Raw genomic sequence first — 22,567 nt, forward strand, 5'->3', positions numbered from 1 at the left:
TACTTAATGGCATTAAAAAGTCATTCAATTGTCTTTCGGTGGTCATTAGGTTATTTTGGTACGAATTGACCGAGAAACATTCATGCTGGTTGAGCCCAACAAAAAAACCCGGAACTGAGACAGAACCGGGCTTGCATAAATGATACATCCGCGTTTTACACTAGAATTTTCGTCGTCAGATTTTTGATGCTTACTTCCAGCTCTTCAAACGGTTTTCCGTTACCCTGATTGTCATCTTCAACAAACATATATTTCATGCCGGCAACTTCTTTGGCTTCCAAAATCGCCTTAAAATCAATCACTCCGGCTCCTACCGATGCCACATCGTCTTTATTCACATCGAAAAACGGGGCTTCGTGGTTGTGCATGTCTTTCATGTGAAACAACTGGAAACGTCCCGGATATTTTTTAAACAGCTCCACCGGATCAACGCCAGCTTTGTTGGCCCAGAAAAGATCAATCTCCATGGTGATGTATTCAGGATCCATCTCCGCCATAAAAATATCATAATAGGGCACCACGCCATCAATATTTTCAAATTCGAAATTGTGGTTGTGGTAACCAAACTGGATGCCCACTCCACTCATAATCTTACCCACTTGGTTCCAGTCGCCCACCATCTTCTTGTAGGTTTCAATGTTGCGGTCTTCGTCGTTCACCCAAGGCTGCACACAATACTTTACGCCCAGCTCAGCGTGGTCGTCAGCCATTTTCTGTGCGTTGTCAACTGTAATTCCGGCTGCCTCAACCTGGGTATGGCTACTGATGATTTCCATGTCAAGATCATTGACAATTTTTTTGAATTCCTTTGGCGAATAACCATAAAACTTACCATCGGAATAACTGGCAAGCTCCAGGTTTTTGTACCCGAGGTCCGATACTTTTTTCAGCGAGCCCAGTGCATCGGCAGCCATGGCATCGCGAATGGTGTACAATTGCAGCCCCACCCCAAAACTCTTGCGGTCGGCGGCTTTTGGTTGACTGCAGGCCAAAGGGCCGAGTACCGTCAGGCCCAGAGCTCCGGCTGCTGAAACCTTTAAAAAATCTCTTCTGTTGTTAAATTTTCTCATGATTCTAATTATTTGTTGGAATAGCGGTTAACGCATTTTTCTTTTCAAGACGATAAATATACGACAAATCATTTACATCGCTGACAGGTCGAGCTATTCAACAAACGCTTTGATTGATTTTCCAATAATGGTGTTCCACCCCTCAACAAAATTCTCTTTGGCAAGATCTGGGTTATTGGTTCCAAAGCTTTCCAGTCCTTGGTGAGTCAGACGAAGCTTTGTGTTTTTGCCTTCGGGAAAAAGCTCAAACGTAACCGAGCTGTTGCCGGGATTGCCATCGTACCGCCAGGAATAGGCCAGCTTTCGACCGGGAATGACCTCCGTAACTTGACAAAGATGAAGGTACTGCTTTTCGTCTTTTCCACCGTAAAACTGAAATTCGAAACCCACTTCAGGTCGAAAGGTTTCCAGTTCGAAATACCACTGTTTCATGTCATTCTTATTGGTTATCGCTCTCCATACTTTTACAATCGGGGCATTCAGAACGACTTCCTTCACTACTGGTTTTAATTTGTTTTTTGATTCCATCATCCGTCATCTTTTTCATGTTCATTCAGAATAAATACCGTCCCCGCAGGATCGGTGATCCAATGCATGTCTTTGGGGATTTTTTCCAGTTCATCGCAAGCTTCAGTACCTTGCCGTTTCAGATACGCAGTCGCAGCGTCAATCGCATTGGTTTTCAGCTCCAGCCAGACCTCTGAATGGGCGTAATTGTCAACACAATCGAGCCAGACCACATTGTCTCCAAATTTCACCTTGTGCGTTCGCGACACAGTTGGATTTTCAATGGGTTGTTCTGCCACATCGAGCTTTAACACATCGCGATAAAACGCCACAGTTTTTTCGTACTTCCGTTTGGGTATTTTGATGGCGATATTCACGCCTCCTTTGAATTTTGCATCCATACGCTATCCTTTTTTAGAATTTATCCTATTCTCAATAACAACGGATGAAAAAAACTTGTTTTTAATAACCATCCGGACAGGCGGCTGGTGAAATCCAGAAGATGGGCGGAGAGTAGCCCGCTAATGAAGAATGGCAGACCGTTTCCGACCTGCCATCCCAACTAAACGCTAAATCTAATCTTGAAAAACTATTTGCAAAAAACTAATTTCTCCGTTTTGATTTCCAGTACTGACGAAACTGATCCTGGGTCATCAACCCAACCGGGCCTTCGTAAATTCCACCAAAACCACCCCAGTCGTAGACCCTGATCTCTAAAATATTGTCTTCACCTGCTTTAAACACATGGGGTGGGATAAAGTAATTCCGGAATTCGCGGTGTGATTCAAGGGCCCCTCGCCGGCTGTAACCTCCCGTTTCGCCGATGAATTCGCCGTTGATATACACCCGGTCGGCATCATCAATTCTGCCGGCCAGCAGCACCAGCCGCTGAGAAGCGATGGCTTTGGAAACCCGAATGATCCGGGTATACACCGCGTAACCGTCGTAATTGTTGTATCCTTGGTTTTCCCACGCGCCAGGCACCTGAATGGGCTCGTGATCATGCTCGTTGAAAACCTTTCCCTTGTTAAACAACCAAGTGCCAGTCAGATCCTGATGAAAGGGGGGCAGCACCCCCGTTGAATAAATGCGGACATTACCGGAAATAATTCCACCTTCAAGCTGGCTGTCGTAAACGCGCACCGCCAGAATATTTTCTTCGCCAAACCGAATCAAGCTTGACGGAATTTCGTACTTGCGCAAGGCGTTGTACGCCGTGGCATAGCTTGGCGGGAATGAGCCGGTTTGACCAATCTTGATGCCATTAATAAACACTTCATCCACGTCGTCAATATAGCCCAACTCCAGCGTTAGTTTTTTATTCTCGAGGTCTGTACCAGCCGAAAAGCGAGTCCGGTACCAGGCATAACCGTCGTAGCCCCGGAAACCTTCGTTCTCCCAACGTGCAGGCACCCGGATATCATGCCAGTCTGCGTCGTCGTATTGTGGCGAAGCCCATTCGCTCCGGTCGCCAATGCGGAACTTCCACAGTCCGCGTAAATCTTTTTCATCGGGTTCAATCGCTACCACAGCATGCGCCATCAACAGCAGCACCATCAGGCTTCCCAACCACTTGACTATATTTTCTGTTTTCATAGCTAGTCGAATAAGCGGATCAGATCACGAAAAAATGAATTCCAACCCCAGTTTTGCTCCTGCCACCTAATCTTTTCCCGAAACGCGCGGACATCTTGTTCTTTCATGATTCCAATGGGTCCCTCATAAATTCCACCATCCTGAAAAATATCCTCCACCTCAACGGAAAGCAGGTTTTTACTCTTTAACAAATTAGATGGAATTTTATAGATCCGGTAAAGCGAGTAGGCGTTGCTGCGCTGAAAACGAGAATAGGTGTCCAGCTCTTCCACCTGACCGATCCTGTACCCATTCAGGAAAACCACATCGTAGTCGTCAATTTTTCCTAAAACCAGGTACAATTCTTCACCCTTCAGGCTTTCGGGCAACGAGAATCGCTTGCGGTACCAGGCTCTTCCATCGTAATCAGCATACCCCTGGCTTTCCCATTTCATCGGCACATATATTTCGTCCCATTGTTCATCGCTGGTTTGCGGGTTGTGCATATCACCAAAATCATCGGTGGTGAACTTCCAGGTTCCACTCAAATCAAAAGCCATCTGCGCCTGATCGCGGTCGTAGTACAGACCAAACTTATCGGCCCTGATAATACCGCCATCACGGCCTTCGTCATACACGCGTACGGCGATTACATTTTTTGTTTTACTAAGCAGGGAAACCGGCACCAGGTAATTGCGCTCCTGGTTGTAGGCTGTTTCATAGTTTGGAAAAAAATGTCCGCTTTGCCCCACTTTTTGACCGTTAACGAAAACTTCATCGGCATCGTCGATGTAACCCAAAAAGAGATGAACCATGCCAGTTTCCGGAATCCAATTCAAGCTGAAATTCTTCCGGTACCAGCCATAGCCGTTGTATCCCTCGTAGTAATGCTCCCAGGCTCTCGGTGCCTGAATCAGATCCCAGTCTCGAACATCAGTTGATGGATCAGCCCAGACAGGGTCATCGCCTACCGTGAAGTGCCAACTTCCGTTGAGACTGATGAGGGATTTCCAATCCGCAGCCTTTAGCTCCGAAGAGCCAAAGGCCGTCAGGATCAATAAATAAACGATTAAAAACTTGCTGGTCATGATGTCGTGAACTTTGGGTACAAGATATTTAAAAACAAAATCAATTCGAAATGCTGCTTCCAGACCTATCGCGCCTCGTAGCGAAGTGCGAGATTAACCACGTAGGCGTTCCCCACAAGCACCTTGTCGGCTTCAATTTGATGAGTTTTGAAGACGTGCTTCACATAGTCCTTTGCAGCGCCGTCTTTGCAGCTAAGTCTGATCAGGCTCAGCGATTGATCTCCATTCACGATAAAACAAACTTGTACTTTCTCGTCCATCTTGCTAATGTCGTTCTTGTAAAAGTAATTGTTCCATTCCTTAATGTCCTTTTTAAAGACTTCGGTGATTTCCTGAACCAGTTCTTTTTTGGCCATGCTGGCAGTTGTTTCTGCTGCGAATGTCAGGCCGGTCATCATCAAAAAAGCGACGACCATCATTGTCATTGTCCTTGTTGTTTTCATTGCTTTGAGTTTTTAGTGTTACTGTTTCTAAATTGTTTTCTGATACAAAGTAAAGGCACAGATGTAAGCTCACTGTCAAACAATGATCACATGATATCATAAGATGTCATAGAAATGTCACAGAACCCGAGGTACCCCTCCTCATTTCGGAAATTACGCTCTCCCCCCAAAACATGACTGCAGTTGATTCAAACATAACCAAAGTCGATCCGGCGGAAACAGTCGTCGGGTCAGGTATATCATCAAGTACAAATGAAAACTTAAAGTACTGTGTGAAAAGGCAGCAAAAGTGAGCTCGGGTGAGTATACAGACTTGCCGGGAAGACGATTCAAAATCTCCGACAAACCTTCGAGCTGCCAATTTCTCCATTTCCTTCGAATTCGGTAACTTCGCCCCATAAAAAATCGAGAGACTATGTTTTCAGGAATTGTTGAAGAATACGGCGTGGTGAAAGCCATCGAAAAAGACCAGGAAAATTACCATTTTACCCTGACCTGTTCGTTTGTTGATGAGTTGAAAATTGATCAAAGCCTGTCGCACAACGGGGTGTGCCTTACGGTTGTAAAAATTGACAATGAAGCCAAAACCTACACGGTGACAGCCATTAAAGAGACCCTGTCAAAAACTAACCTGGGCCACTGGAAAGTGGGATCGAAAGTAAACCTGGAGCGCAGCATGATGATGAACGGCCGCCTCGACGGTCACATTGTTCAGGGACATGTGGACCAAACAGCCACCTGCACTAAGGTAGAAGAAGCTGAAGGAAGCTGGTATTTTACCTTCGCGTACGAATTTGATAAACGTAAGGCGCAGCAGGGATACATGACCGTGGAAAAGGGGTCGGTAACAGTCAACGGGGTCAGCCTCACAGTGGTCAACTCGCAAGACAACTCATTTCAGGTGGCAATCATCCCGTTTACCTATCAGGAAACAAACTTTCATACCTTTGAGGTGGGTACCGTGGTCAACCTGGAGTTCGACATTATTGGGAAATACCTGAGCAAACTGGCTACATTCAAGTAAGCAAAAGGATCCGATCCTTCTTCGATGGGATCCCTTCATTTTTTTATGCGTGAAACACCAGCAAAGGTGTTTTCAAGTGAAACACCATTTTGCGTGCAATGCTCGGGTTAAAAATCCGGGTAATCATGTTGCGTTTGTGGGTGGTCAGCGATAAAATGTCGATGCCCTTTTCCTGGATGTATTTTTCCAGGTCGTTCAGCACATCGTCGCCGGCAACCATTTGGCACGTCACGGAATCTTCCGGGTAACTTTTCTTCAGTACCTTACTCATGCTTTTTAGCCGGGCACGGTTCAGTTCTTCATTGTCGCGGTCGCCAATGTGCAAACAAGTTACCTCTGTGTTAAACGGCTTCAACAAACCCAGCAGCTTGTCAATGGCGGTAAAATCCTTTTCATCAAAATTGGTGGCGTAGACCACTTTCTTGATGGACGACAAATTCAGTAATGGTGCTTTTTCCGGAATAACCAAAACCGGTACTTTCGCTTTGTAAATCACGCCGGCCGTGGTGCTGCCCATAACGGCGTCAAGGTCGTTCGACGGCCCTTTGATGCCCATCACAATCAAACGCGGCGGATGCAGCTCGGTGTACGACAAAATATCTTCTTCGGGGTAGCCCATCTTCACAATTTGCTCCATCCGGATGGTTTTCCAAGCCTCTGGTCCGACCTGCTCCAGCAATTGTTTTTGAAAGCGCCCAAACTCCTCGCTAACAAACTCTTCCCGCTCTTTCAAGTGCTCGTACAACCCGGCATCAAAAGCCATGACATCCGAATAAGGAATGGTGAAATAATCAGGCTGTGGAATGACGTGGTAGAAAACCAGGCTCGAATTTAGCTTCAGTGCAATTTCAAAGCCCATGGAAGCAGCCTTCAACGAATAGCCGGAAAAATCGACTGGAATCAGGATAAAGTTCTCTGATTTCTGATGGCTCTTCTCTGCCTTCCCCAACAGCCTATCCAATACCGGGTAAGCTCTTTTGGCATCTTTTGCATTGATGCGCACTTTAACGCCGGATGCCACGGCACCCTGGATGAGATTAACATTTTCAAGCGAGCAGTCGATTCCTTTCGCGTCAAGCAACGACCGCAGCACCTCGGCTTTATGATAAGGCAGTAAGGCAATAGTGATGATTTTATCTTCCATGACAACACGTTTTAATGAACATTCGTCTCGGTCTATTTTCCGATTTTCTGCGGGTTTTAGTTTCAAAATACCAAGGGAATCTTTAGAAAGCTATTTTTTAACATATCGCAGACAAAGGATCCAAATCAATGGAATGATCCAAACAAATTCATCCATTTGCTGTTGTCACTTTTGACATAAAACGGTAAATTTCGGCATGCAAAAAACAGCTTTAATAACAGGCGCTTCAAAAAGGATCGGGAAGGCAATTGCCCAACTCCTGGCATCCCAGGGATGGAACGTGGCCATCCATTTCAACAGGTCGTCAGCGGAGGCGAAGAAGCTTCGGGATGCGTTGAGACAGCAGTTTCCTCAAAACGACTTTGACATTTTTCAGGCTAACCTGATGGACGAATCGGAGATCCAACAGCTGATTCCAGCAGTGTTGAAACGATTCGAATCATTGGATCTACTCATCAATAATGCTTCTGTTTTTGAGCCCTCAAGTTTGAAGGAAACTTCGTTGGAATTACTTCAGCGGCAGATGACCGTCAACTTTCAGGCGCCGTTTTTGCTTTGCCGCGATTTGGCAAAAGCCTGCGAAAAAAGCATGATCATTAACTTTGTGGATACTCGGATTACCAACAACCGCTCGAACTTTGCAGCTTATTCCATTTCGAAGAAAGCTCTTTGGGAGCTGACAAAAATGGCAGCACTCGAATTTGCCCCGAATATCCGGGTCAATGCCATTGCCCCAGGCGTAAGTTTGCCGCCTGAAGATAAAGATGAAAAATACCTGTGGAGCTTGGCCAGCAATATCCCAATGCAAAAGCCAGGCGGGCTGGAGCCTATCCTCCAAAGCATCGATTTTATTCTGGCAAACGATCATTTAACCGGCCAGCTGCTTTTTGCAGATGGCGGTGAAAACCTTGGAAAAAATAATTGAGACATGGCACGAATACGCGTAAAGAACCTCCTGCTGAGAACCTTCATTGGATTCAATCCCGAAGAGCTGGTGAATAAGCAAGACGTGGTGATCAACCTCGAAATTGAAGTGAGTATACCGAATGAGGCTTTGGAATCGGATGAACCTGACGGCATTTACGACTACAAAAAGATAACCAAGCGGGTGATTTCGTATGTGCAGGACGGACGTTTCAAGCTATTGGAAGTCTTGACAAAAAACCTGCTGGAGATGATTATGGAAGATGATCGGGTGCGTTGGGCGAAAGTGGAGGTGGATAAACCACATGCCCTGCGGTTTGCCGAATCGGTTTCATTCGAAATGGAAGCGACGCGATGAACACCTGCATTATTGGCATCGGATCAAATATTGAAGCAGAGGCCCATATTCCCCGGGCCATCGAATTGATTGGCAGAGATTGCAAAATTCTTAAAATCTCTAAAATGATGAAGACTAAGCCCATTGGCTACACCAATCAGGCTGATTTTACCAATGGTGCTGTCAAAATTGAAACAAATTGGAGTCGGCGAGAGTTAAACTTGTACCTGAAAAAGATTGAAGACCAGCTTGGTCGTGATCGCACCCAAATAAAGTTCGGTCCGCGGACGATTGATTTGGATCTCATGATTTGGAATGGGCAGGTGGTTGACCAAGATTATTACACCCGTGATTTTCTGCGTCAGTCGGCTGCTGAGCTTGGGTTTAAGGAGTCAGGCTAACGAATTGGTTCTAAGAGGGGATCTGTCCAGCACAACAGATTATCCGCTCAAAATAAGATCATTAAATTTTTCAGGAGTAATTATCTCAAAATAAATAAGGCCAAACATGAAGTATCCCTACAGTCAATTTGCATTCGTTCTTCTCATCGCTTTTTTCGTTGTTTCCTGTGGTAAAAATGATGATCCTGTTGAAGAATCGCTGTTTACCTACCTCGAATCCGAAAAACAGGTCAGTACCATTCCTCAAGGTACCGCGCAATTTTTGTTTTCAGCGTTGGCGGCACAATATGATGATGATGGCACGATGGACAATGAAGTGACTTCCGGAGCCTTAGTTTATAAAGTGACTTACAAAACCACGTTCGAAGGTGAACCATTAACGGTATCCGGCCTGGTTTCTGTTCCTGATGAGCCAGGGGATTACCCGGTAATTAGCTTTCAGAACGGAACAAACGTGGAGTACAGCGAGGCGCCAACGGCAAACCCGGGAAACAACCTTTTCGTTGTTTTGGAAAGCTTTGCTTCGCTCGGATTTATCGTGGTGATTCCCGACTATCCGGGGTTTGGAGAGTCGAAGCAGGTTTTTCATCCTTATCTCGAAAAAGACAACATGGTTCCAAGCCTGGTCGATCTATTAAAAGCAACACGTGAATTTGTGAGCCAGGATCACATTGTGGCATCACTCAACGAAGATTTGTACCTGATGGGTTATTCACTGGGCGGCTGGGCAACTTTGCAGCTTCAGCGTGAAATTGAAAGCAATGGTCTGGAAGACTATCAATTAAAAGCCAGTTCGTGTGGTGCCGGCCCTTATAACCTGAATTTGCTGAATGAGTTAATCGTTAGCCAGGGAAGTTATCCCATGCCCTATTTTCTGGCTTTTCTGATGCAGGCCTACCATGTTCATGGAAAATTCTCAAATCCGTTGAATACGATTTTTGACGATGAGTACGCAGCCAAAATCCCTGATTTATTTAATGGAATCAATACCGGAGGTGACATCAATGCGCAACTCACAACCAGCGTCACAGACTTGTTGCATCCGGATTTTCGTGTCGGTTACGAGTCCAATGCGGCCTACCAACCCGTGCAGGACGCGTTGAACAACAACGGTGTTGAAGCCTGGAATACAAACACGCCTACCCGTTTGTTTCATGGTGAAAACGACACGTTCGTTTCCATGGAGCTTTCCACAAAAATGAAACAGGATTTCAGTGAGCTGGGTGTCAGCAACGAGCTCGTGAAGATGGTTGTGTTGCCTGGTGAAGACCACCAAAGTGCCATTTTGCCTTTTGGAATCGCGACCATCAACTGGTTTATCGGCCTGAACAGCAACTAGCAAAAACTGATATATTTTAGGCTTTTTCCGGTTGAAAGCCCGTACTTTTGTTGTATGTCAACGATGAGGGTACACGACGCAAAATACAAATTCAAAAACATCAAAAACCGCGATGCTTTCATTTCTCTGCAGTTTAAACGGAGTGAGTAGTTCTACTTTGATATTTAAAATGACATGAGAAATGGATTTACCTTTTGCAGAAAATTATAAAATTAAAATGGTAGAGCCAATCTACCGAAGTACCCGTGAAGAGCGCGAAAAATGGATCGATCAGGCCCACTACAATTTATTCAACTTAAAAAGTGAGCAGGTTTTTGTTGACTTACTGACTGACAGCGGGACCGGAGCCATGAGCGATCGGCAGTGGGCCGCACTAATGACCGGTGATGAAAGCTATGCCGGTTCGTCATCCTACTACCACCTGAAGGATAAAGTGAAGGAAATTTTTGGCTTCGACTATTTTTTGCCTGTTCATCAAGGGCGGGCTGCTGAAAACGTCCTGTTTTCAGTCTTGGTGAAAGACGGTCAGTTCGTGCCGGGAAATTCCCATTTTGATACGACCAAGGGACATATCGAGTTTCGAAAAGCCACCGCCGTTGATTGTACCATTGATGAAGCGTTTGACACCAATGGCATGCACCCGTTTAAAGGCAATATAGACATTGGCAAGCTGACAGCCGTCTTGGAAAAGCATCCCAGAGAGCAGGTGCCGATGATCATTGTTACGCTCACCTGCAACAGCTCAGGAGGACAGCCCGTTTCCATGGAGAATCTGCGCGAAATCCGTCAGGTAGCCGACCAATATCAAATTCCGATGATCTTCGATTCAGCACGCTTTGCCGAAAACGCCTGGTTTATCCAAAGCCGCGAACCAGGCTACCAGAATCGGTCAATTCGGGAAATTGTAAGCGAAATGTACCAGTATGCCGATGGCATGACCATGAGCAGCAAAAAAGATGGCATCGTCAATATTGGTGGCATTTTGGCCATGCGAAGCAAAGATTGGTACGAGCAGGCATCGGTTTATAACATCTTGTTCGAAGGATTTGTCACTTATGGCGGAATGGCCGGACGCGACATGAATGCGCTGGCTATTGGCCTCGATGAAGTGACCAGCGGCGCGTACCTGGAGAACCGGATCCGACAGGTGCACTATTTGGGAAACAAGCTGATTGAATTGGGCATTCCGGTCCAAAAACCACTTGGAGGACACGCCGTTTTCGTGGATGCCAAACGCTTTTTAAACCGGGTTCCAAAAGAAGAATTTGTGGCCCAGACTTTAGCCGTTGAGCTTTACCTGGAAGCAGGAGTTCGTGGTGTTGAAGTGGGTACGCTACTTGCCGACCGCGATCCTCAATCAAAAGAGAACAGGTATCCGCAGCTGGAGTTTTTGCGACTGGCTATTCCACGCCGCACCTACACCAACAACCACATGGATGTGGTGGTCGCCGGCCTGAAGAATATTTTTGACCGAAGAAATTCGATTACCCGGGGATTAATGATTCTGGAAGAAGCGCCAATCATGCGCCACTTCACAGTCAAGCTGCAGCGAAACTAATTGTTGAACGAATGACGATAGGTCTGATTCAAGGTCACTTGGATCAGGCTTATTTTTTCAACAGCTTAAAGGCGTGGCTCCACTCATTGTTTCGGAAACCTGGGATGCACCAGAGCATGCAAAGTGGCTCAATAGCTCGCGCGGCTTCAACTTTTCCCATGTCTTCGGTTTCCCAGCCAAACAAACCCAACACTTCTTTCACGTGCTTTTTTGCGTCATCATTATTCCCGCAAATGAACATTGTTGGTTGGCCACCTTCAAACTGTGGATTCACCATCAAAGCATTCCCCACGCAACTAAAAGCTTTAACAAAATTGATCCGCGAATATTTTTCCTGCAAATGTTCCATGAGCGAAAAATTTGGCCTGGTGAAAAAGTGCAATACCCCGTTAACCGGTTCCTCATCGCTGATCGGGTTGCAGGTATCTATCACTGTTTTTTCATGCAGGTTAGCTGCGCCGGCCAAGTCTAACACAAATTCGGCAGCGCTGCCTTTCACAGCCAATACAACCAAATCTCCAAAGTGGGCGGCTTCTTCAAAAGTGCCAACCGACGCCTTTTCTCCAGCCTCGCTGAGCCAATGTGCCACCCACAATTTATCTCTGGTCCCAATTTTAACCTCGTAACCCTGTTTTAGAAAGCCGTTTGCCAATGCACGGCCAACACTTCCTGAACCTAAAATGCCCACTTGTTTTCTCATGGTGATTCGTGTAAAAAATTAATAATGATCAAGTTACTGAGTGATACGATTTATTTTGGAATTTGGTTTTCAGGCCTCAAAGAAGATTTGTACCTTCAAAATAAAAAAGAAAAGTGATGCTGATACCAAACTACTTAAAGAAAGGAGACCGGATTCGCGTTGTTTCCCCAGCGGGAAAAGTGGAGAAAGAGAAAATTCGTTCCGGAATGAATTTGTTTGAGCAGGCTGGTTTCGAGGTGGTTTGGGGCGACCATGTTTTTGACAATCACTTTCAGTTTGCGGCAACTGATACCCGGCGTTTGCGGGATTTACAGCAAGCATTGGACGATCCGCAATGCAGGGCAATTGTTTGCGCGCGGGGTGGTTATGGCGCCATCCGCCTGGTGGATCAACTGGATCTTTCGAATTTTCGTCAGCAACCAAAGTGGTTGGTTGGCTTCAGCGACATTACGGTTTTGCACGCCCTTTTGCAAAACGAAGGTTTTTGCAGCATCCATGGCGCCATGCCGGGATTTTACCTGAAAGATGATCAGCCATCCGACAGTTTCAACGAGCTGCTCAAAACGCTGAAAGGTGAAAATAGTCCGGTTCGGGTTCCACCCCAGGCATTTAACCGCCCAGGCGAATCCTCCGGAAGACTGACTGGAGGAAACCTCTCGATGATTTACAGCCTGATGGGTACACCGCTCGAACCGGCAACTGATGGCAACATCCTGTTTATTGAAGATTTGGCAGAATACCTCTACCACCTCGACCGGATCATGCAGAGCCTGAAACTGGCTGGAAAACTCGAAAGCCTGAAAGGATTGCTGGTGGGTGGTCTCACAGAGATGAAGGACAACGACGCCCCGTTTGGGCAATCGCCCCAGGAAATTATCCGCGAGGCAGTAAAAGCCTACGATTTCCCAGTTTGCTTCGACTTTCCCGCCGGACACATCGATCGCAATCTTCCTCTCGTTTTTGGGGCAGGGTACCGGTTGGAGGTCAATAAATCGACTGGTTCAACCTTGACTATGCTTTAATTTTTTGAGCTTCAAAAATACTTGGTTAAATTCGAAAAATAAACCCTACCGTTTGCTGAAAAAATGAATGGTTTCGCGAATACCATCTTCGTACGATGTTGGTTCGTATCGAAAATAATGGTTGAACTTTGTTGAATCAAAGTGGTAGTTCATTTCATTCTGATAAAGCATTTCATAAAGTTCTTCGATGGTTTTATTGAAAAGGCCCCCCAGTTTGATCATCCATTTCTTCAGTACCGTATAGCTGGCTTCCTGCCCCAGCTCGTCAGCTGCCAGACGAATAAAGGTTTCGCCATTTATGCCCGGGTTGCAAGTGGGTAAGTGCCAAATCTGGTTAAAAGCGTCGTCGCTGCCAGCCAATAAGTTTAATCCTCTGGCGCAGTCAATCGTGTAAGAGTACGAATGCAGCAGGCCGGCATCAACCATCCATTGCGCCTTTTTCCCCTTCATCAGCTTCTCCAGCGCCATCACGTACGGCAGACTGGTTTGTGCTGCGTAAGGGCCATAGAAATCAGCCGACCTTGCAATAATTGCCCGAATGTTCCCCTGCTCCATCTCCTCTTCAAGCTGCCTGGCAATAGCTGCTCTGATTTCCCCTTTCTTACTGCACGGATTGTACGGTGTCGTTTCTGTCATTTTCTCATCTGTTTTTCCGTACATGTACACGTTATCGAAAAAGATGAGTCTGGCATTTGCCTTTTTGCATGCGTCAATGGTATTTCGCATGATTTTGGGCCATAGGTCTTTCCAGACTTTGGCATCGTACGGGAGCCCAACACAGAGGTAAACAATATCCGAACCTTCAACGGCTCGGAGGGTATCGTTGTAAGAGTCAATGTTTGCTTTTACCGATTCGGTTGCTTCCATCGCATATCCACTTCGTGAAGCGAGCCGGACTTCGTGCCCGTGACTGAGCAGCTCGTGTGTGAGGCAGTTTCCGATGGCTCCGCCAGCTCCCAAAATGGTGTGTCGGCCTGGCTTTTTGCTGGGTGTGTTTTGCTCTTTATTCATAAACTTGTCTTTCGTTTGAAAATTACAATGAAATGATTTTTCCGACGCCTTTGGCCTTAACGCAAGGTGAATGAAATTGCATCCCAAATTTACAAATTTTGACCATAGCAATCATTGCTTTCACTTGCCTTATAAAACATTACTTATGAGTCGGCAAAAAGAAACCGGAAATAAAGGAGAAGAAATCGCCCAGGAATATTTGCGAACATTCGGATATGAAATTATCGAAACAAACTGACGGTCGAACCATTACGAGATTGATATCATTGCAAGAGATAAAGATGAGCTGGTTATTGTCGAAGTAAAAGCGCGCGGCAGCGATACTTATGGGCATCCTTCAGAAGCAGTAAGCGACAAAAAAATCCGTTTTCTGATTAATGCTGCCGAAGCTTATTTTTTTGAACCCGACAGCTACCTGGATACCCGTTTCGATGTGATGACCGTTATTTTCTGTGGGAAAAATCTCGAGTTGGAGCATTTTAAAGATGCCTTTTATCCGACCGCCCGAAAACCCCATTTAATTCCTTATTTTTGAACCACAACAACAGCCTATGAATATTGAAGAACTACGAACCTGGTGCATCTCCAAAAAAGGAGTCAGCGAAGATTTTCCATTTGATGAAACTACGCTGGTGTTTAAAGTGATGGGGAAAATGTTTGCTTTGACTGATTTAGAAGGAGATTTAAGCATCAATTTAAAGTGTGACCCTGAGAAGGCGGTCGAACTGCGTGAATTATATCCCTCCGTTATGCCCGGTTACCACATGAACAAAAGGCACTGGAATACCATTCTACTTGATGGTTCCGTGCCCGACCAATTGATCCGGCAATGGATTGACCATTCGTATGCGATGGTTGTTGAAAAACTAACAAAAAAACAGCGAAACGAGTTAGCAACACTTTAGAACCTGATCATGATTGAATTTGAATTAAAAACCGAATATATTGAACTGATAAAACTGTTGAAACTGCTTCGGCTGGTTGAATCGGGCGGAATGGCCAAAATCGTGGTTGAGGATGGCCTTGTTAGCCTGAATGGCGAAATTGAATACCGCAAACGAGCCAAGTTAAGAAAGGGTGATCAGGTCGAATTCGAAGGGCAAACCATCGTGATTAAATGAGGAAGCCGGCGAAGAACTCGCCGGCTTGGATTGTGCTTGTGCGTTAAGAGAGAACGGTAAGAAATTTAAGAACCGGGTTTACGCTGTCGTCTGACCCTTTATTGTACATCTCAAATTTCATGAAACCTACGCTCAAAATCAAACTTTTTGCAAAGGATTGTATGAACTGCACGTTTTAGTCACAAAAATACCCTATCTCTCAGACGAACGAACTTATATTGTTTACTACACCATGGAAATAACCGTCCATTTTAAGCATTCGTTAGAATTTTAAGCTCAGTCCAACCCCAAATAATTGCTTAAACTGAATCCGCGGACCACTTTTTTCTCCATCATCAATATGAACATCATCGTCGTAAATCAGGTTGGTAATTAAATTGGCTGAAAGAAAATCATTGATTTTCATATTCACCAAAACATCCCAGTGAATATCAATATTCTGAGGGGTATCCAGGTAGTTGGAAAACAAATCCAGCTTGGTTTCAAAGTCCACGTTTTTAACGACGGTGGTTTTAAACTGGCTTTTCAAAAAAGCACCGAGCTCACTCCGGCTTTTTTTTCCCGGATCTACTCCAAAGGCACCGGCATCCGATAGCTCATCATCGGTAACCACCGTCATCTTTCCAGTAAGCGGCGAAAGGAAGAGCGAAAACTTGTCGCTCGGCTTGTAATCCATACCCAATGCCAAGGTAAAATAACCCGGAGCCATAAAGGTTGAAATGGCATCGTCGGTATTTGGGTAATTATAGCCATTGGTCATCTGCGTTCTGAAATTGAACAAAGCGGTGTAAAACAGTTTGCTCTCCGCTTTTGGTTTCAGTCCAAATTTGGAGCTAAAATCAATTTTATCATCTGTCTTGACGGCTTTGTCATCTTCTTCTTTCAGTAGACCATAACCCACATCCAGCGTGTTTTCCCAGCTTTTATTATCTTCGGCATAATTGGCAAAAACATTGAATAAAGCCGTTCCTGATGCTGAACTTTTACCTCCGGCCGCCCAATTAGTGAGCGAAACCTGTGAGAAATTAACTGAGATGGTGCCTCCTTTATTCCAAACCTTGGTGGTGTCGCTTGATGTTTGGGAGAAACCCATAACAGGTACTATCAATAAAAAGATTACTAATCGTTTCATAATGTTTCGAGTCAATTACGATTACTTTTGAATATGCAAGTCCATTTGAGGGAACGGAATATTTAATCCAGCTTTTGGGAATTCCTTGTACACTTGTTCCGTAAAATCAAATTTGATTGCCCAATAGTCGGCTGCCTGCGCCCATACCCGGACAGTAATATTCACCGAGCTGTCGGCCAGTTCGCTCAAAACAATAAAAGGAGCCGGATCTTTAAGGATGCGTGAATCAGCTTCAATTATCGCCGTGAGCACTGATTTGGCCTGATCGTAGTCATCGCCATAAGCAACGCCAAAAACAAAGTCAACACGGCGTTGTGCTTCTGTCGAGTAATTTTTTACTGATCCGGTTGATAAGCTACCATTGGGGATGATAATGGTGACATTATCCGGAGTCTTTAGGATGGTATTAAAGATTTGAATTTCGCGAACACTCCCGGCATAACCTTGCGCTTCAATGTAGTCGCCAACTTTGAAGGGCTTAATGATGAGTATAATGACCCCTCCGGCAAAATTCTGCAATGTGCCTGATAGGGCCAAACCAATAGCCAGACCCGCGGCACCCAAAATGGCAATGAAGGAAGTCATTTCAATACCCATCATACCAATCACTGAAACCACTAACAGTACTTTTAGTACGATTCCAGTCATGCTTTTCAGAAAACCACGAAGCGAGAGATCAATGTTTTTACGGTCCATCAGCCGGGAAAGTGCCTTTGTCAGGATGCTAACAACCCACAGACCTACTGCCAGCGTGATAAGCGCTGAGACTAATTTTATACCATAAAGAACAATCATTTCTGAGATCCAATTCGAAGCATTTTCTAAATATTCCATGATTTGAGGTTTTAAAATATTTTATAAAGAACATGAATGTACCGTACTTGTTCGAGAAAACCCAATGATCAATTCAAATTCTTGTGAATCATTTATTCATTTGGGCTTTGATTCTTCCTAAAATACAACGTAATCAGTCCGCAATGAAATCCCGTTGAGATTGATAGGCGATGTGCGGATGATTCACCTAAGCGAATAAAAGAAACACTTATGAACGATGGGTTTGACCAAGAGAGTATGAAGAGAATGATCAGTCCGCGATCGGAATAACTTTGAAACACTAAAAAAGCACTTAATTTTGTACGCATAAGAAATCATGAAAGCAGTTAATTATTCCGAATTAAGACAGAATTTAAAAGCAAACCTGGTCAGAAAACCCATTGTCGAGTGATGGATGTTTTCTGGAGACAAGTCTGCTTGGGAAGATTACTGGTAATGGATCGCGAATGATCCGTGGTTTTATTAGCGAAACTTTAAACAACTCCATGGAGAGCTTAGTTAAATGGATAAAATCTGACACATGAATATTTTATTAACATCTGTAGGGAGAAGAAAATATATCGTTGAATATTTTAAAACCGCTCTTGATGGAATTGGTGAAATTCACACTTCTAACAGCTCATATTCAATTGCTATGATGAGTTCTGATGGCTTTTTTATAAGTCCAATTGTTTATGAAGACAATTATATTGAAAGTATAATCACCTATTGTAAGGACAATAATATAAAAGCCGTTATTTCTTTATTTGATATTGACTTGTACGTTTTAGCTCAGAACGAAAAAACATTTGAAGAGAATTCCATCAAACTTATTTTAGCTCCTGCAGAATCTGTTCGGATTTGCAATGACAAGTGGGAAACATATCAACTCCTCAGCAATTTGGGAATTAAAACACCTAAAACATTCTTAAGTGTAGAAAAGGTAGTTGAAGCTGTTGATAGGAATGAAATTCAATACCCACTAATTATTAAACCGCGCTGGGGGATGGGATCATTGAGCGTTTACAAAATAGATGACATCAATGAACTGTATGTACTTTACAAAAAAAGCAAAAAGGAAGTCTTTGATTCATATTTAAAATATGAATCATCTTTAACTAAAGATGATTCAATAATCATACAGGAATGCATTCATGGTGATGAATTTGGATTAGATGTTATTAATGATCTTCAAGGAAACTACGTAAAAACCTTTGCAAAATGGAAGGTCTCAATGAGAGCGGGAGAAACAGATATTGGGAAGACTGTTGAGAATACCCAGTTTGAAGAGATCGCTATAACACTAAGCAAGGAAATTAAACAACTTGGAATACTATCCGTGGATTGCATTGTTCAAAATAGCATTCCATACGTCATTGAAATGAATTGTCGCATTTCCGGCCATTACCCTATAAGCCATTTAGCAGGTGTAGATTATCCAGGTCAAGTGGTAAGTTGGCTCAATGGAGATGGAAATAATGAATCGAAATTAGAATTCGAAATCGGATTAACAGTAACTAAAGACTTAGTACCAGCAATTTTGAAACAAAAACAGCAAAGTTAATCTTGATCTAATCGCTTTCCCCTAAGATTGATTATCCAAAATTGCTATGAATTTCCTACATTTACTTTCTGCCTTGGTTTTCTCCATTAGAAAAGGAGCGCCGAAGAAATAGGTTGACCACTTAAATTGCGTATAGTCATAGAGGTATGTTTTCTGCCATGCGCTAAATCATTGATATTATTTCTAAGTTATTTATGACAAGCCTTAAACAAAAAACAGCTACCGGCTTAAAATGGAGTTCAATAGAAAGTTTTTCGAGGCAGGGAATTAGTTTTGTTATAGGTATTATTATAGCCCGAATATTGTCGCCCTCAGATTATGGAATCATAGGAATGATCTTAATTTTCACTGAAGTATCAGCCGTATTCATAAACGGAGGTTTTAGTGCTGCTTTAATTCGAAAACAAAATCGAACGGAATCTGATCTTTCCACAGTTTTTTATTACAATATTGTGGTGAGTTTGTTCTTTTATTTAGTCCTTTTTGTATCAGCTCCATACATAGCAAATTTTTATCATTCACCTATTCTTACAATGGTCGTCAGGGTCGTAAGTTTAAATATGGTAATTGGGGCCTTAGGTGCAATTCAAAGTACAATTCTAAATATAGCTATCGATTTTAAAACCCAAACAAAAATAACGGTCTTAACACTGATTGTTACCGGAACTATTGGGATCTCAATGGCATACAGCGGCTTTGGAGTATGGGCCTTGGTTTTCCAGGGTTTGGCATCTACTGCCATTTCAACAAGTCTATTATGGATTTTTATCGGCTGGAAACCTAAATTGGTGTTTTCGTTGCAATCGTTTAAAGAGCTTTTTGGATTCGGTTCAAAATTAATGTTGTCAGGATTGCTGGACACAGTTTATAAGAATATATACCAGGTCGTAATCGGTAAAAAATTCACCTCAGCGGAATTAGGTTTCTTTACACGGGCAAAAGGGCTGGCGCAACTTCCATCGTCGAACATTACCAACATAATCCAAAGGGTCACTTTTCCGATTTTAAGCGAAATGCAGGATAATCTGACTCAGCTAGCGACTAATTATCGCAAATTGCTAAAAATGTCGGCATTTATAATTTTCCCATTAATGATGCTTCTATTTGGACTTGCTGAACCGCTCATTAAAATCCTTTTAACCGACAAATGGCTTCCTGCTGTCCCAATGTTACAGGTGTTATGTTTTAGTTACATGTTTTATCCAATTCACGCGATAAACCTAAATCTTTTGCAGGTAAAAGGCCGGTCTGATCTTTTTCTGCGATTGGAAATAATTAAAAAAGCACTCATCACAATTGTGTTGTTTGCAACTGCGCCTTTTGGCGTTTTAGTAATGTGTTATGGCATAATATTAACATCATTATTAGCACTAATTATTAATACATATTACACAGGAAAGCTAATAAACGTTGGTTTTTCCACCCAGATAAAAGATATTTTTCCAGTTTTAATATTATCATTTATAACTGGATTTTTAGCTTATTTTCCTTCCCTGATTTTAACTGAAAGTTATTTTCAACTGGGTTTCGGCAGTGTTTTGGGAACTCTTTTTTTCATCAGTGCATCCTATCTTTTAAAATTTAGCGAGTTAAATGAACTGATAAATTTTCTTTTCAAACAGAACAAAAAATTGTAAAACAACAACATGATGAATAAACTGAAAAGCCCCATTTACGTCACAAAGCCCTCGCTACCTGATTTACAGGAATTTTTACCATACCTCGAACAAATTTGGGACACAAAAATACTCACCAACAACGGGCCTTTTCACAAACAGTTGGAAAAGGAACTGGGTGAATTTCTTGGTGTGCCCTATATTTCGTTGTTTGCAAATGGAACGCTGGCACTGGTAACAGCATTACAGGTACTGGGTATTTCCGGCGAAGTAATAACGACACCTTATAGTTTTGTGGCTACATCACATAGTTTGTTGTGGAATAATATAAAACCGGCTTTTATTGACATTGAACCCGAATTTTGCAATCTTGATCCTGGAAAAATTGAAGCTGCCATCACTTCGAAAACAACAGCAATTCTCCCTGTTCATGTATACGGAAATCCATGTAAGGTCGAACGTATCGGCGAGATTGCAAATCGACACGGATTAAAAGTAATTTATGATGCGGCCCATTCATTTGGAGTTGATTACAATGGACAAAGTGTTTGTAATTACGGTGATATTTCGATCCTCAGTTTTCATGCAACAAAAGTATTTAACACAATGGAGGGAGGCGCAATTATTTGCCACGATGCAAACACAAAAAAGCAAATTGATTTTCTAAAAAACTTTGGTTTTGCGGGTGAAACTGCAATTATGGCTTGCGGAATTAACTCGAAAATGAATGAAATGCAGGCAGCTCTGGGTTTACTTCAATTAAAACAACACCATGAAAACAAAGGAAAACGAAAAGTAATCGACCATTTATACAGGGCTAATTTAGAAGGCATTAAAGGAATCTCCTTTTTGGCAGAACCGAAAAATACAGAATCAAATTATGCTTATTTTCCGATATTTGTTGACGAACAAGAATACGGATTAAGCAGGGATCTGCTTTATGAAAAACTGAAAGAAAAGGGTATTTACGGGCGGCGGTATTTTTATCCTTTAATCAGTGAATTCCCGATGTATGAGGTTTATAAATCGGCTAATTCGCCTAAATTATTGAAGGCACATGAAGCTTCGCAAAAGGTTATTTGTTTACCGATTTATCCGGATTTAAAACTGCATGAAGTTGAATTTGTCATTACCTGTATTTCTGATTTCGCCGGTGCCATTGAATCTAAAAAAATGGGAGCTGCAATCAAAAAATAGCTGTATTGGAAAAAAAATTTAATAAAAGTCTACTCGGACGATTATTTTCAAATTTGTTTACTATGTCTGATATCCTTGTTAGTGTTTGCTGTTCGACGTTTAATCACGAAAAATTTATTGCCAAAGCCCTGGATGGGTTTTTAATGCAAAAGATCAATTTCAAAATTGAGATTCTTATCAATGATGATTGTTCGCAAGATAATACTGTTTCCATACTGAACGACTATAAAAAACGTTATCCTGATTTTTTTGACATAACCTTCCAAACAGAAAATCAATTTTCAAAAGGAGTTAAACCATTTGCTCAAATGTTGTTCCCAAGAGTAAAGGGCAAATACATTGCCCTATGCGAAGGAGATGATTTTTGGACAAACCCCGGCAAACTACAGCAACAAGTTGATTTTCTGGAGAATAATCCAGATTACTCCATGTGTTTTCATAAATGCAAAATCGTTGATGAGGACAACCAGGAATTTGATTCGAAGACCTTTAATCATTTGGAAGAGAAAGATTATGTAGGACGGGAATTGTTGGAAAAATGGTCGATACCAACTGCTTCGGTTGTGTTTAGAGCTGAGTATCTGAGTCATATTCTGAAACGTTCAAAAACACCAGGATATTTGTATGGGGATACGCCAATGTTCCTGACCTTACTTGAGTTCGGGAAAGCACGATGTTTAGCCGATAATATGTCTGCCTATCGGATACATCCGGGTGGTATTTCAAGATCAGCAAGCAATAAAGATATGATTGCTTTATATAAACACTACCAAACCTTAAAAAAGGATTTTAATGGCAAATACGAGGACATTATGATAAAAAATATTGGCCTATATGCGTTTGGCATTTCGAAGAATCTTATAAAAAAAGGCCATGTATTAAATGGTGCAAAGTTTCTAGTCATTTCAATAGTGTATGATAGAAATACAATTGCCGAGTTTTTTGTGAGAAAGCTGCTACGTCCATGAGCAAAAACTTACC

General features: G+C 42.9%; 24 protein-coding genes. 13 read left to right on the forward strand and 11 right to left on the reverse strand.

Features of this window, described 5'->3' with window-relative positions:
- Nucleotides 1-155: 155 nt before the first annotated feature.
- From AAC033_RS13185 to AAC033_RS13210, 6 genes are all read right to left on the reverse strand, one after another.
- The gene (locus AAC033_RS13185) at nucleotides 156-1,070 is read right to left on the reverse strand and encodes a TIM barrel protein (protein ID WP_339738846.1); all 915 of its coding nucleotides are present in this window, start codon (nucleotides 1,068-1,070) and stop codon (nucleotides 156-158) included.
- Between the two features lie 93 nt (nucleotides 1,071-1,163).
- Nucleotides 1,164-1,601 carry an SRPBCC domain-containing protein gene (locus tag AAC033_RS13190; RefSeq protein WP_339738848.1) on the reverse strand — a complete coding sequence of 146 codons (438 nt, stop codon included), beginning with the start codon at nucleotides 1,599-1,601 and terminating at the stop codon, nucleotides 1,164-1,166.
- The gene (locus tag AAC033_RS13195) at nucleotides 1,598-1,978 is read right to left on the reverse strand and encodes a hypothetical protein (RefSeq protein ID WP_339738850.1); all 381 of its coding nucleotides are present in this window, start codon (nucleotides 1,976-1,978) and stop codon (nucleotides 1,598-1,600) included. Before AAC033_RS13195 ends, AAC033_RS13190 begins: the two co-directional genes overlap by 4 nt.
- Before the next feature lie 202 nt (nucleotides 1,979-2,180).
- The gene (locus tag AAC033_RS13200; protein WP_339738851.1) at nucleotides 2,181-3,173 is read right to left on the reverse strand and encodes a beta galactosidase jelly roll domain-containing protein; all 993 of its coding nucleotides are present in this window, start codon (nucleotides 3,171-3,173) and stop codon (nucleotides 2,181-2,183) included.
- A gap of 2 nt (nucleotides 3,174-3,175) precedes the next feature.
- Nucleotides 3,176-4,240, reverse strand: a complete 1,065-nt coding sequence (locus tag AAC033_RS13205) for a glycoside hydrolase (protein ID WP_339738853.1) — start codon at nucleotides 4,238-4,240, stop codon at nucleotides 3,176-3,178.
- 65 nt (nucleotides 4,241-4,305) lie between these two features.
- Nucleotides 4,306-4,683 (reverse strand): hypothetical protein, encoded by a 378-nt coding sequence (locus tag AAC033_RS13210; protein ID WP_339738855.1) that lies wholly within the window; start codon nucleotides 4,681-4,683, stop codon nucleotides 4,306-4,308.
- Between the two features lie 415 nt (nucleotides 4,684-5,098).
- On the opposite strand from AAC033_RS13210, the gene AAC033_RS13215 reads away from it, so the two are divergent.
- The gene (locus tag AAC033_RS13215; RefSeq protein WP_339738857.1) at nucleotides 5,099-5,707 is read left to right on the forward strand and encodes a riboflavin synthase; all 609 of its coding nucleotides are present in this window, start codon (nucleotides 5,099-5,101) and stop codon (nucleotides 5,705-5,707) included.
- A 43-nt stretch (nucleotides 5,708-5,750) separates the two neighbouring features.
- Here AAC033_RS13215 and AAC033_RS13220 read toward each other — a convergent pair whose 3' ends face one another.
- Entirely contained in the window at nucleotides 5,751-6,851 is a 1,101-nt protein-coding gene (locus AAC033_RS13220) for a universal stress protein (RefSeq protein ID WP_339738859.1), read from the reverse strand.
- 196 nt (nucleotides 6,852-7,047) lie between these two features.
- On the opposite strand from AAC033_RS13220, the gene AAC033_RS13225 reads away from it, so the two are divergent.
- The 5 genes from AAC033_RS13225 to AAC033_RS13245 all read left to right on the forward strand — a co-directional run bounded on the left by AAC033_RS13225 (nucleotide 7,048) and on the right by AAC033_RS13245 (nucleotide 11,410).
- A complete protein-coding gene (locus tag AAC033_RS13225) occupies nucleotides 7,048-7,776 on the forward strand; it encodes an SDR family NAD(P)-dependent oxidoreductase (protein ID WP_339738861.1) in 729 nt (242 codons plus the stop codon).
- A 3-nt stretch (nucleotides 7,777-7,779) separates the two neighbouring features.
- Nucleotides 7,780-8,133, forward strand: a complete 354-nt coding sequence (locus AAC033_RS13230; RefSeq protein ID WP_339738863.1) for a dihydroneopterin aldolase — start codon at nucleotides 7,780-7,782, stop codon at nucleotides 8,131-8,133.
- Entirely contained in the window at nucleotides 8,130-8,513 is a 384-nt protein-coding gene (gene folK / locus AAC033_RS13235) for a 2-amino-4-hydroxy-6-hydroxymethyldihydropteridine diphosphokinase (RefSeq protein WP_339738865.1), read from the forward strand. The genes AAC033_RS13230 and folK overlap by 4 nt, the downstream gene beginning before the upstream one ends.
- A 106-nt stretch (nucleotides 8,514-8,619) precedes the next feature.
- Nucleotides 8,620-9,852 (forward strand): alpha/beta fold hydrolase, encoded by a 1,233-nt coding sequence (locus tag AAC033_RS13240; protein WP_339738867.1) that lies wholly within the window; start codon nucleotides 8,620-8,622, stop codon nucleotides 9,850-9,852.
- Between the two features lie 181 nt (nucleotides 9,853-10,033).
- Nucleotides 10,034-11,410: a tryptophanase gene (locus AAC033_RS13245; RefSeq protein ID WP_339738869.1), complete on the forward strand. Its 1,377-nt coding sequence runs from the start codon at nucleotides 10,034-10,036 to the stop codon at nucleotides 11,408-11,410.
- Nucleotides 11,411-11,459: 49 nt separating this feature from the next.
- Here the strand turns inward: AAC033_RS13245 and AAC033_RS13250 are convergent, their stop codons facing one another.
- Nucleotides 11,460-12,110: an NAD(P)-binding domain-containing protein gene (locus AAC033_RS13250; protein ID WP_339738871.1), complete on the reverse strand. Its 651-nt coding sequence runs from the start codon at nucleotides 12,108-12,110 to the stop codon at nucleotides 11,460-11,462.
- Nucleotides 12,111-12,226: 116 nt separating this feature from the next.
- Between AAC033_RS13250 and AAC033_RS13255 the strand changes: the two genes are divergently transcribed.
- On the forward strand, nucleotides 12,227-13,132 hold the full coding sequence (locus AAC033_RS13255) for an LD-carboxypeptidase (protein ID WP_339738873.1): 906 nt from the start codon (nucleotides 12,227-12,229) through the stop codon (nucleotides 13,130-13,132).
- A 45-nt stretch (nucleotides 13,133-13,177) separates the two neighbouring features.
- Here AAC033_RS13255 and AAC033_RS13260 read toward each other — a convergent pair whose 3' ends face one another.
- Complete coding sequence (locus tag AAC033_RS13260; RefSeq protein ID WP_339738875.1) at nucleotides 13,178-14,143, reverse strand: NAD-dependent epimerase/dehydratase family protein; 966 nt, start codon at nucleotides 14,141-14,143, stop codon at nucleotides 13,178-13,180.
- A 551-nt stretch (nucleotides 14,144-14,694) separates the two neighbouring features.
- Between AAC033_RS13260 and AAC033_RS13265 the strand changes: the two genes are divergently transcribed.
- Together AAC033_RS13265 and AAC033_RS13270 are read left to right on the forward strand one after the other, a co-directional pair.
- Nucleotides 14,695-15,048, forward strand: a complete 354-nt coding sequence (locus AAC033_RS13265) for an MmcQ/YjbR family DNA-binding protein (protein ID WP_339738877.1) — start codon at nucleotides 14,695-14,697, stop codon at nucleotides 15,046-15,048.
- Between the two features lie 9 nt (nucleotides 15,049-15,057).
- Complete coding sequence (locus AAC033_RS13270; RefSeq protein WP_339738879.1) at nucleotides 15,058-15,264, forward strand: RNA-binding S4 domain-containing protein; 207 nt, start codon at nucleotides 15,058-15,060, stop codon at nucleotides 15,262-15,264.
- A 262-nt stretch (nucleotides 15,265-15,526) separates the two neighbouring features.
- On the opposite strand, the gene AAC033_RS13275 is transcribed toward AAC033_RS13270, so the two are convergent.
- The gene (locus AAC033_RS13275) at nucleotides 15,527-16,396 is read right to left on the reverse strand and encodes a DUF3078 domain-containing protein (RefSeq protein WP_339738881.1); all 870 of its coding nucleotides are present in this window, start codon (nucleotides 16,394-16,396) and stop codon (nucleotides 15,527-15,529) included.
- Nucleotides 16,397-16,417: 21 nt separating this feature from the next.
- Nucleotides 16,418-17,230 (reverse strand): mechanosensitive ion channel domain-containing protein, encoded by an 813-nt coding sequence (locus tag AAC033_RS13280; RefSeq protein ID WP_339738883.1) that lies wholly within the window; start codon nucleotides 17,228-17,230, stop codon nucleotides 16,418-16,420.
- A 520-nt stretch (nucleotides 17,231-17,750) separates the two neighbouring features.
- Here AAC033_RS13280 and AAC033_RS13285 point away from each other — a divergent pair.
- The 4 genes from AAC033_RS13285 (at nucleotide 17,751) to AAC033_RS13300 (ending at nucleotide 22,554) form a co-directional block, all read left to right on the forward strand.
- Nucleotides 17,751-18,773: an ATP-grasp domain-containing protein gene (locus AAC033_RS13285; protein ID WP_339738885.1), complete on the forward strand. Its 1,023-nt coding sequence runs from the start codon at nucleotides 17,751-17,753 to the stop codon at nucleotides 18,771-18,773.
- A 194-nt stretch (nucleotides 18,774-18,967) separates the two neighbouring features.
- Nucleotides 18,968-20,410 carry a lipopolysaccharide biosynthesis protein gene (locus AAC033_RS13290; RefSeq protein ID WP_339738887.1) on the forward strand — a complete coding sequence of 481 codons (1,443 nt, stop codon included), beginning with the start codon at nucleotides 18,968-18,970 and terminating at the stop codon, nucleotides 20,408-20,410.
- A gap of 12 nt (nucleotides 20,411-20,422) precedes the next feature.
- Nucleotides 20,423-21,586, forward strand: a complete 1,164-nt coding sequence (locus tag AAC033_RS13295) for a DegT/DnrJ/EryC1/StrS family aminotransferase (RefSeq protein WP_339738889.1) — start codon at nucleotides 20,423-20,425, stop codon at nucleotides 21,584-21,586.
- 5 nt (nucleotides 21,587-21,591) lie between these two features.
- Nucleotides 21,592-22,554 carry a glycosyltransferase gene (locus tag AAC033_RS13300; RefSeq protein ID WP_339738890.1) on the forward strand — a complete coding sequence of 321 codons (963 nt, stop codon included), beginning with the start codon at nucleotides 21,592-21,594 and terminating at the stop codon, nucleotides 22,552-22,554.
- Nucleotides 22,555-22,567 lie beyond the last annotated feature (13 nt).

Source organism: uncultured Sunxiuqinia sp. (assembly GCF_963974515.1).
GTDB lineage: Bacteria > Bacteroidota > Bacteroidia > Bacteroidales > Prolixibacteraceae > Sunxiuqinia.

What these genes read in the sequence shown, in the direction of transcription:
- AAC033_RS13185 (WP_339738846.1), bottom strand. Translation starts at nt 1,070, where the DNA reads ATGAGAAAATTTAACAACAGAAGAGATTTTTTAAAGGTTTCAGCAGCC.
- AAC033_RS13190 (WP_339738848.1), bottom strand. Translation starts at nt 1,601, where the DNA reads ATGATGGAATCAAAAAACAAATTAAAACCAGTAGTGAAGGAAGTCGTT.
- AAC033_RS13195 (WP_339738850.1), bottom strand. Translation starts at nt 1,978, where the DNA reads ATGGATGCAAAATTCAAAGGAGGCGTGAATATCGCCATCAAAATACCC.
- AAC033_RS13200 (WP_339738851.1), bottom strand. Translation starts at nt 3,173, where the DNA reads ATGAAAACAGAAAATATAGTCAAGTGGTTGGGAAGCCTGATGGTGCTG.
- AAC033_RS13205 (WP_339738853.1), bottom strand. Translation starts at nt 4,240, where the DNA reads ATGACCAGCAAGTTTTTAATCGTTTATTTATTGATCCTGACGGCCTTT.
- AAC033_RS13210 (WP_339738855.1), bottom strand. Translation starts at nt 4,683, where the DNA reads ATGAAAACAACAAGGACAATGACAATGATGGTCGTCGCTTTTTTGATG.
- AAC033_RS13215 (WP_339738857.1), top strand. Translation starts at nt 5,099, where the DNA reads ATGTTTTCAGGAATTGTTGAAGAATACGGCGTGGTGAAAGCCATCGAA.
- AAC033_RS13220 (WP_339738859.1), bottom strand. Translation starts at nt 6,851, where the DNA reads ATGGAAGATAAAATCATCACTATTGCCTTACTGCCTTATCATAAAGCC.
- AAC033_RS13225 (WP_339738861.1), top strand. Translation starts at nt 7,048, where the DNA reads ATGCAAAAAACAGCTTTAATAACAGGCGCTTCAAAAAGGATCGGGAAG.
- AAC033_RS13230 (WP_339738863.1), top strand. Translation starts at nt 7,780, where the DNA reads ATGGCACGAATACGCGTAAAGAACCTCCTGCTGAGAACCTTCATTGGA.
- folK (WP_339738865.1), top strand. Translation starts at nt 8,130, where the DNA reads ATGAACACCTGCATTATTGGCATCGGATCAAATATTGAAGCAGAGGCC.
- AAC033_RS13240 (WP_339738867.1), top strand. Translation starts at nt 8,620, where the DNA reads ATGAAGTATCCCTACAGTCAATTTGCATTCGTTCTTCTCATCGCTTTT.
- AAC033_RS13245 (WP_339738869.1), top strand. Translation starts at nt 10,034, where the DNA reads ATGGATTTACCTTTTGCAGAAAATTATAAAATTAAAATGGTAGAGCCA.
- AAC033_RS13250 (WP_339738871.1), bottom strand. Translation starts at nt 12,110, where the DNA reads ATGAGAAAACAAGTGGGCATTTTAGGTTCAGGAAGTGTTGGCCGTGCA.
- AAC033_RS13255 (WP_339738873.1), top strand. Translation starts at nt 12,227, where the DNA reads ATGCTGATACCAAACTACTTAAAGAAAGGAGACCGGATTCGCGTTGTT.
- AAC033_RS13260 (WP_339738875.1), bottom strand. Translation starts at nt 14,143, where the DNA reads ATGAATAAAGAGCAAAACACACCCAGCAAAAAGCCAGGCCGACACACC.
- AAC033_RS13265 (WP_339738877.1), top strand. Translation starts at nt 14,695, where the DNA reads ATGAATATTGAAGAACTACGAACCTGGTGCATCTCCAAAAAAGGAGTC.
- AAC033_RS13270 (WP_339738879.1), top strand. Translation starts at nt 15,058, where the DNA reads ATGATTGAATTTGAATTAAAAACCGAATATATTGAACTGATAAAACTG.
- AAC033_RS13275 (WP_339738881.1), bottom strand. Translation starts at nt 16,396, where the DNA reads ATGAAACGATTAGTAATCTTTTTATTGATAGTACCTGTTATGGGTTTC.
- AAC033_RS13280 (WP_339738883.1), bottom strand. Translation starts at nt 17,230, where the DNA reads ATGGAATATTTAGAAAATGCTTCGAATTGGATCTCAGAAATGATTGTT.
- AAC033_RS13285 (WP_339738885.1), top strand. Translation starts at nt 17,751, where the DNA reads ATGAATATTTTATTAACATCTGTAGGGAGAAGAAAATATATCGTTGAA.
- AAC033_RS13290 (WP_339738887.1), top strand. Translation starts at nt 18,968, where the DNA reads ATGACAAGCCTTAAACAAAAAACAGCTACCGGCTTAAAATGGAGTTCA.
- AAC033_RS13295 (WP_339738889.1), top strand. Translation starts at nt 20,423, where the DNA reads ATGAATAAACTGAAAAGCCCCATTTACGTCACAAAGCCCTCGCTACCT.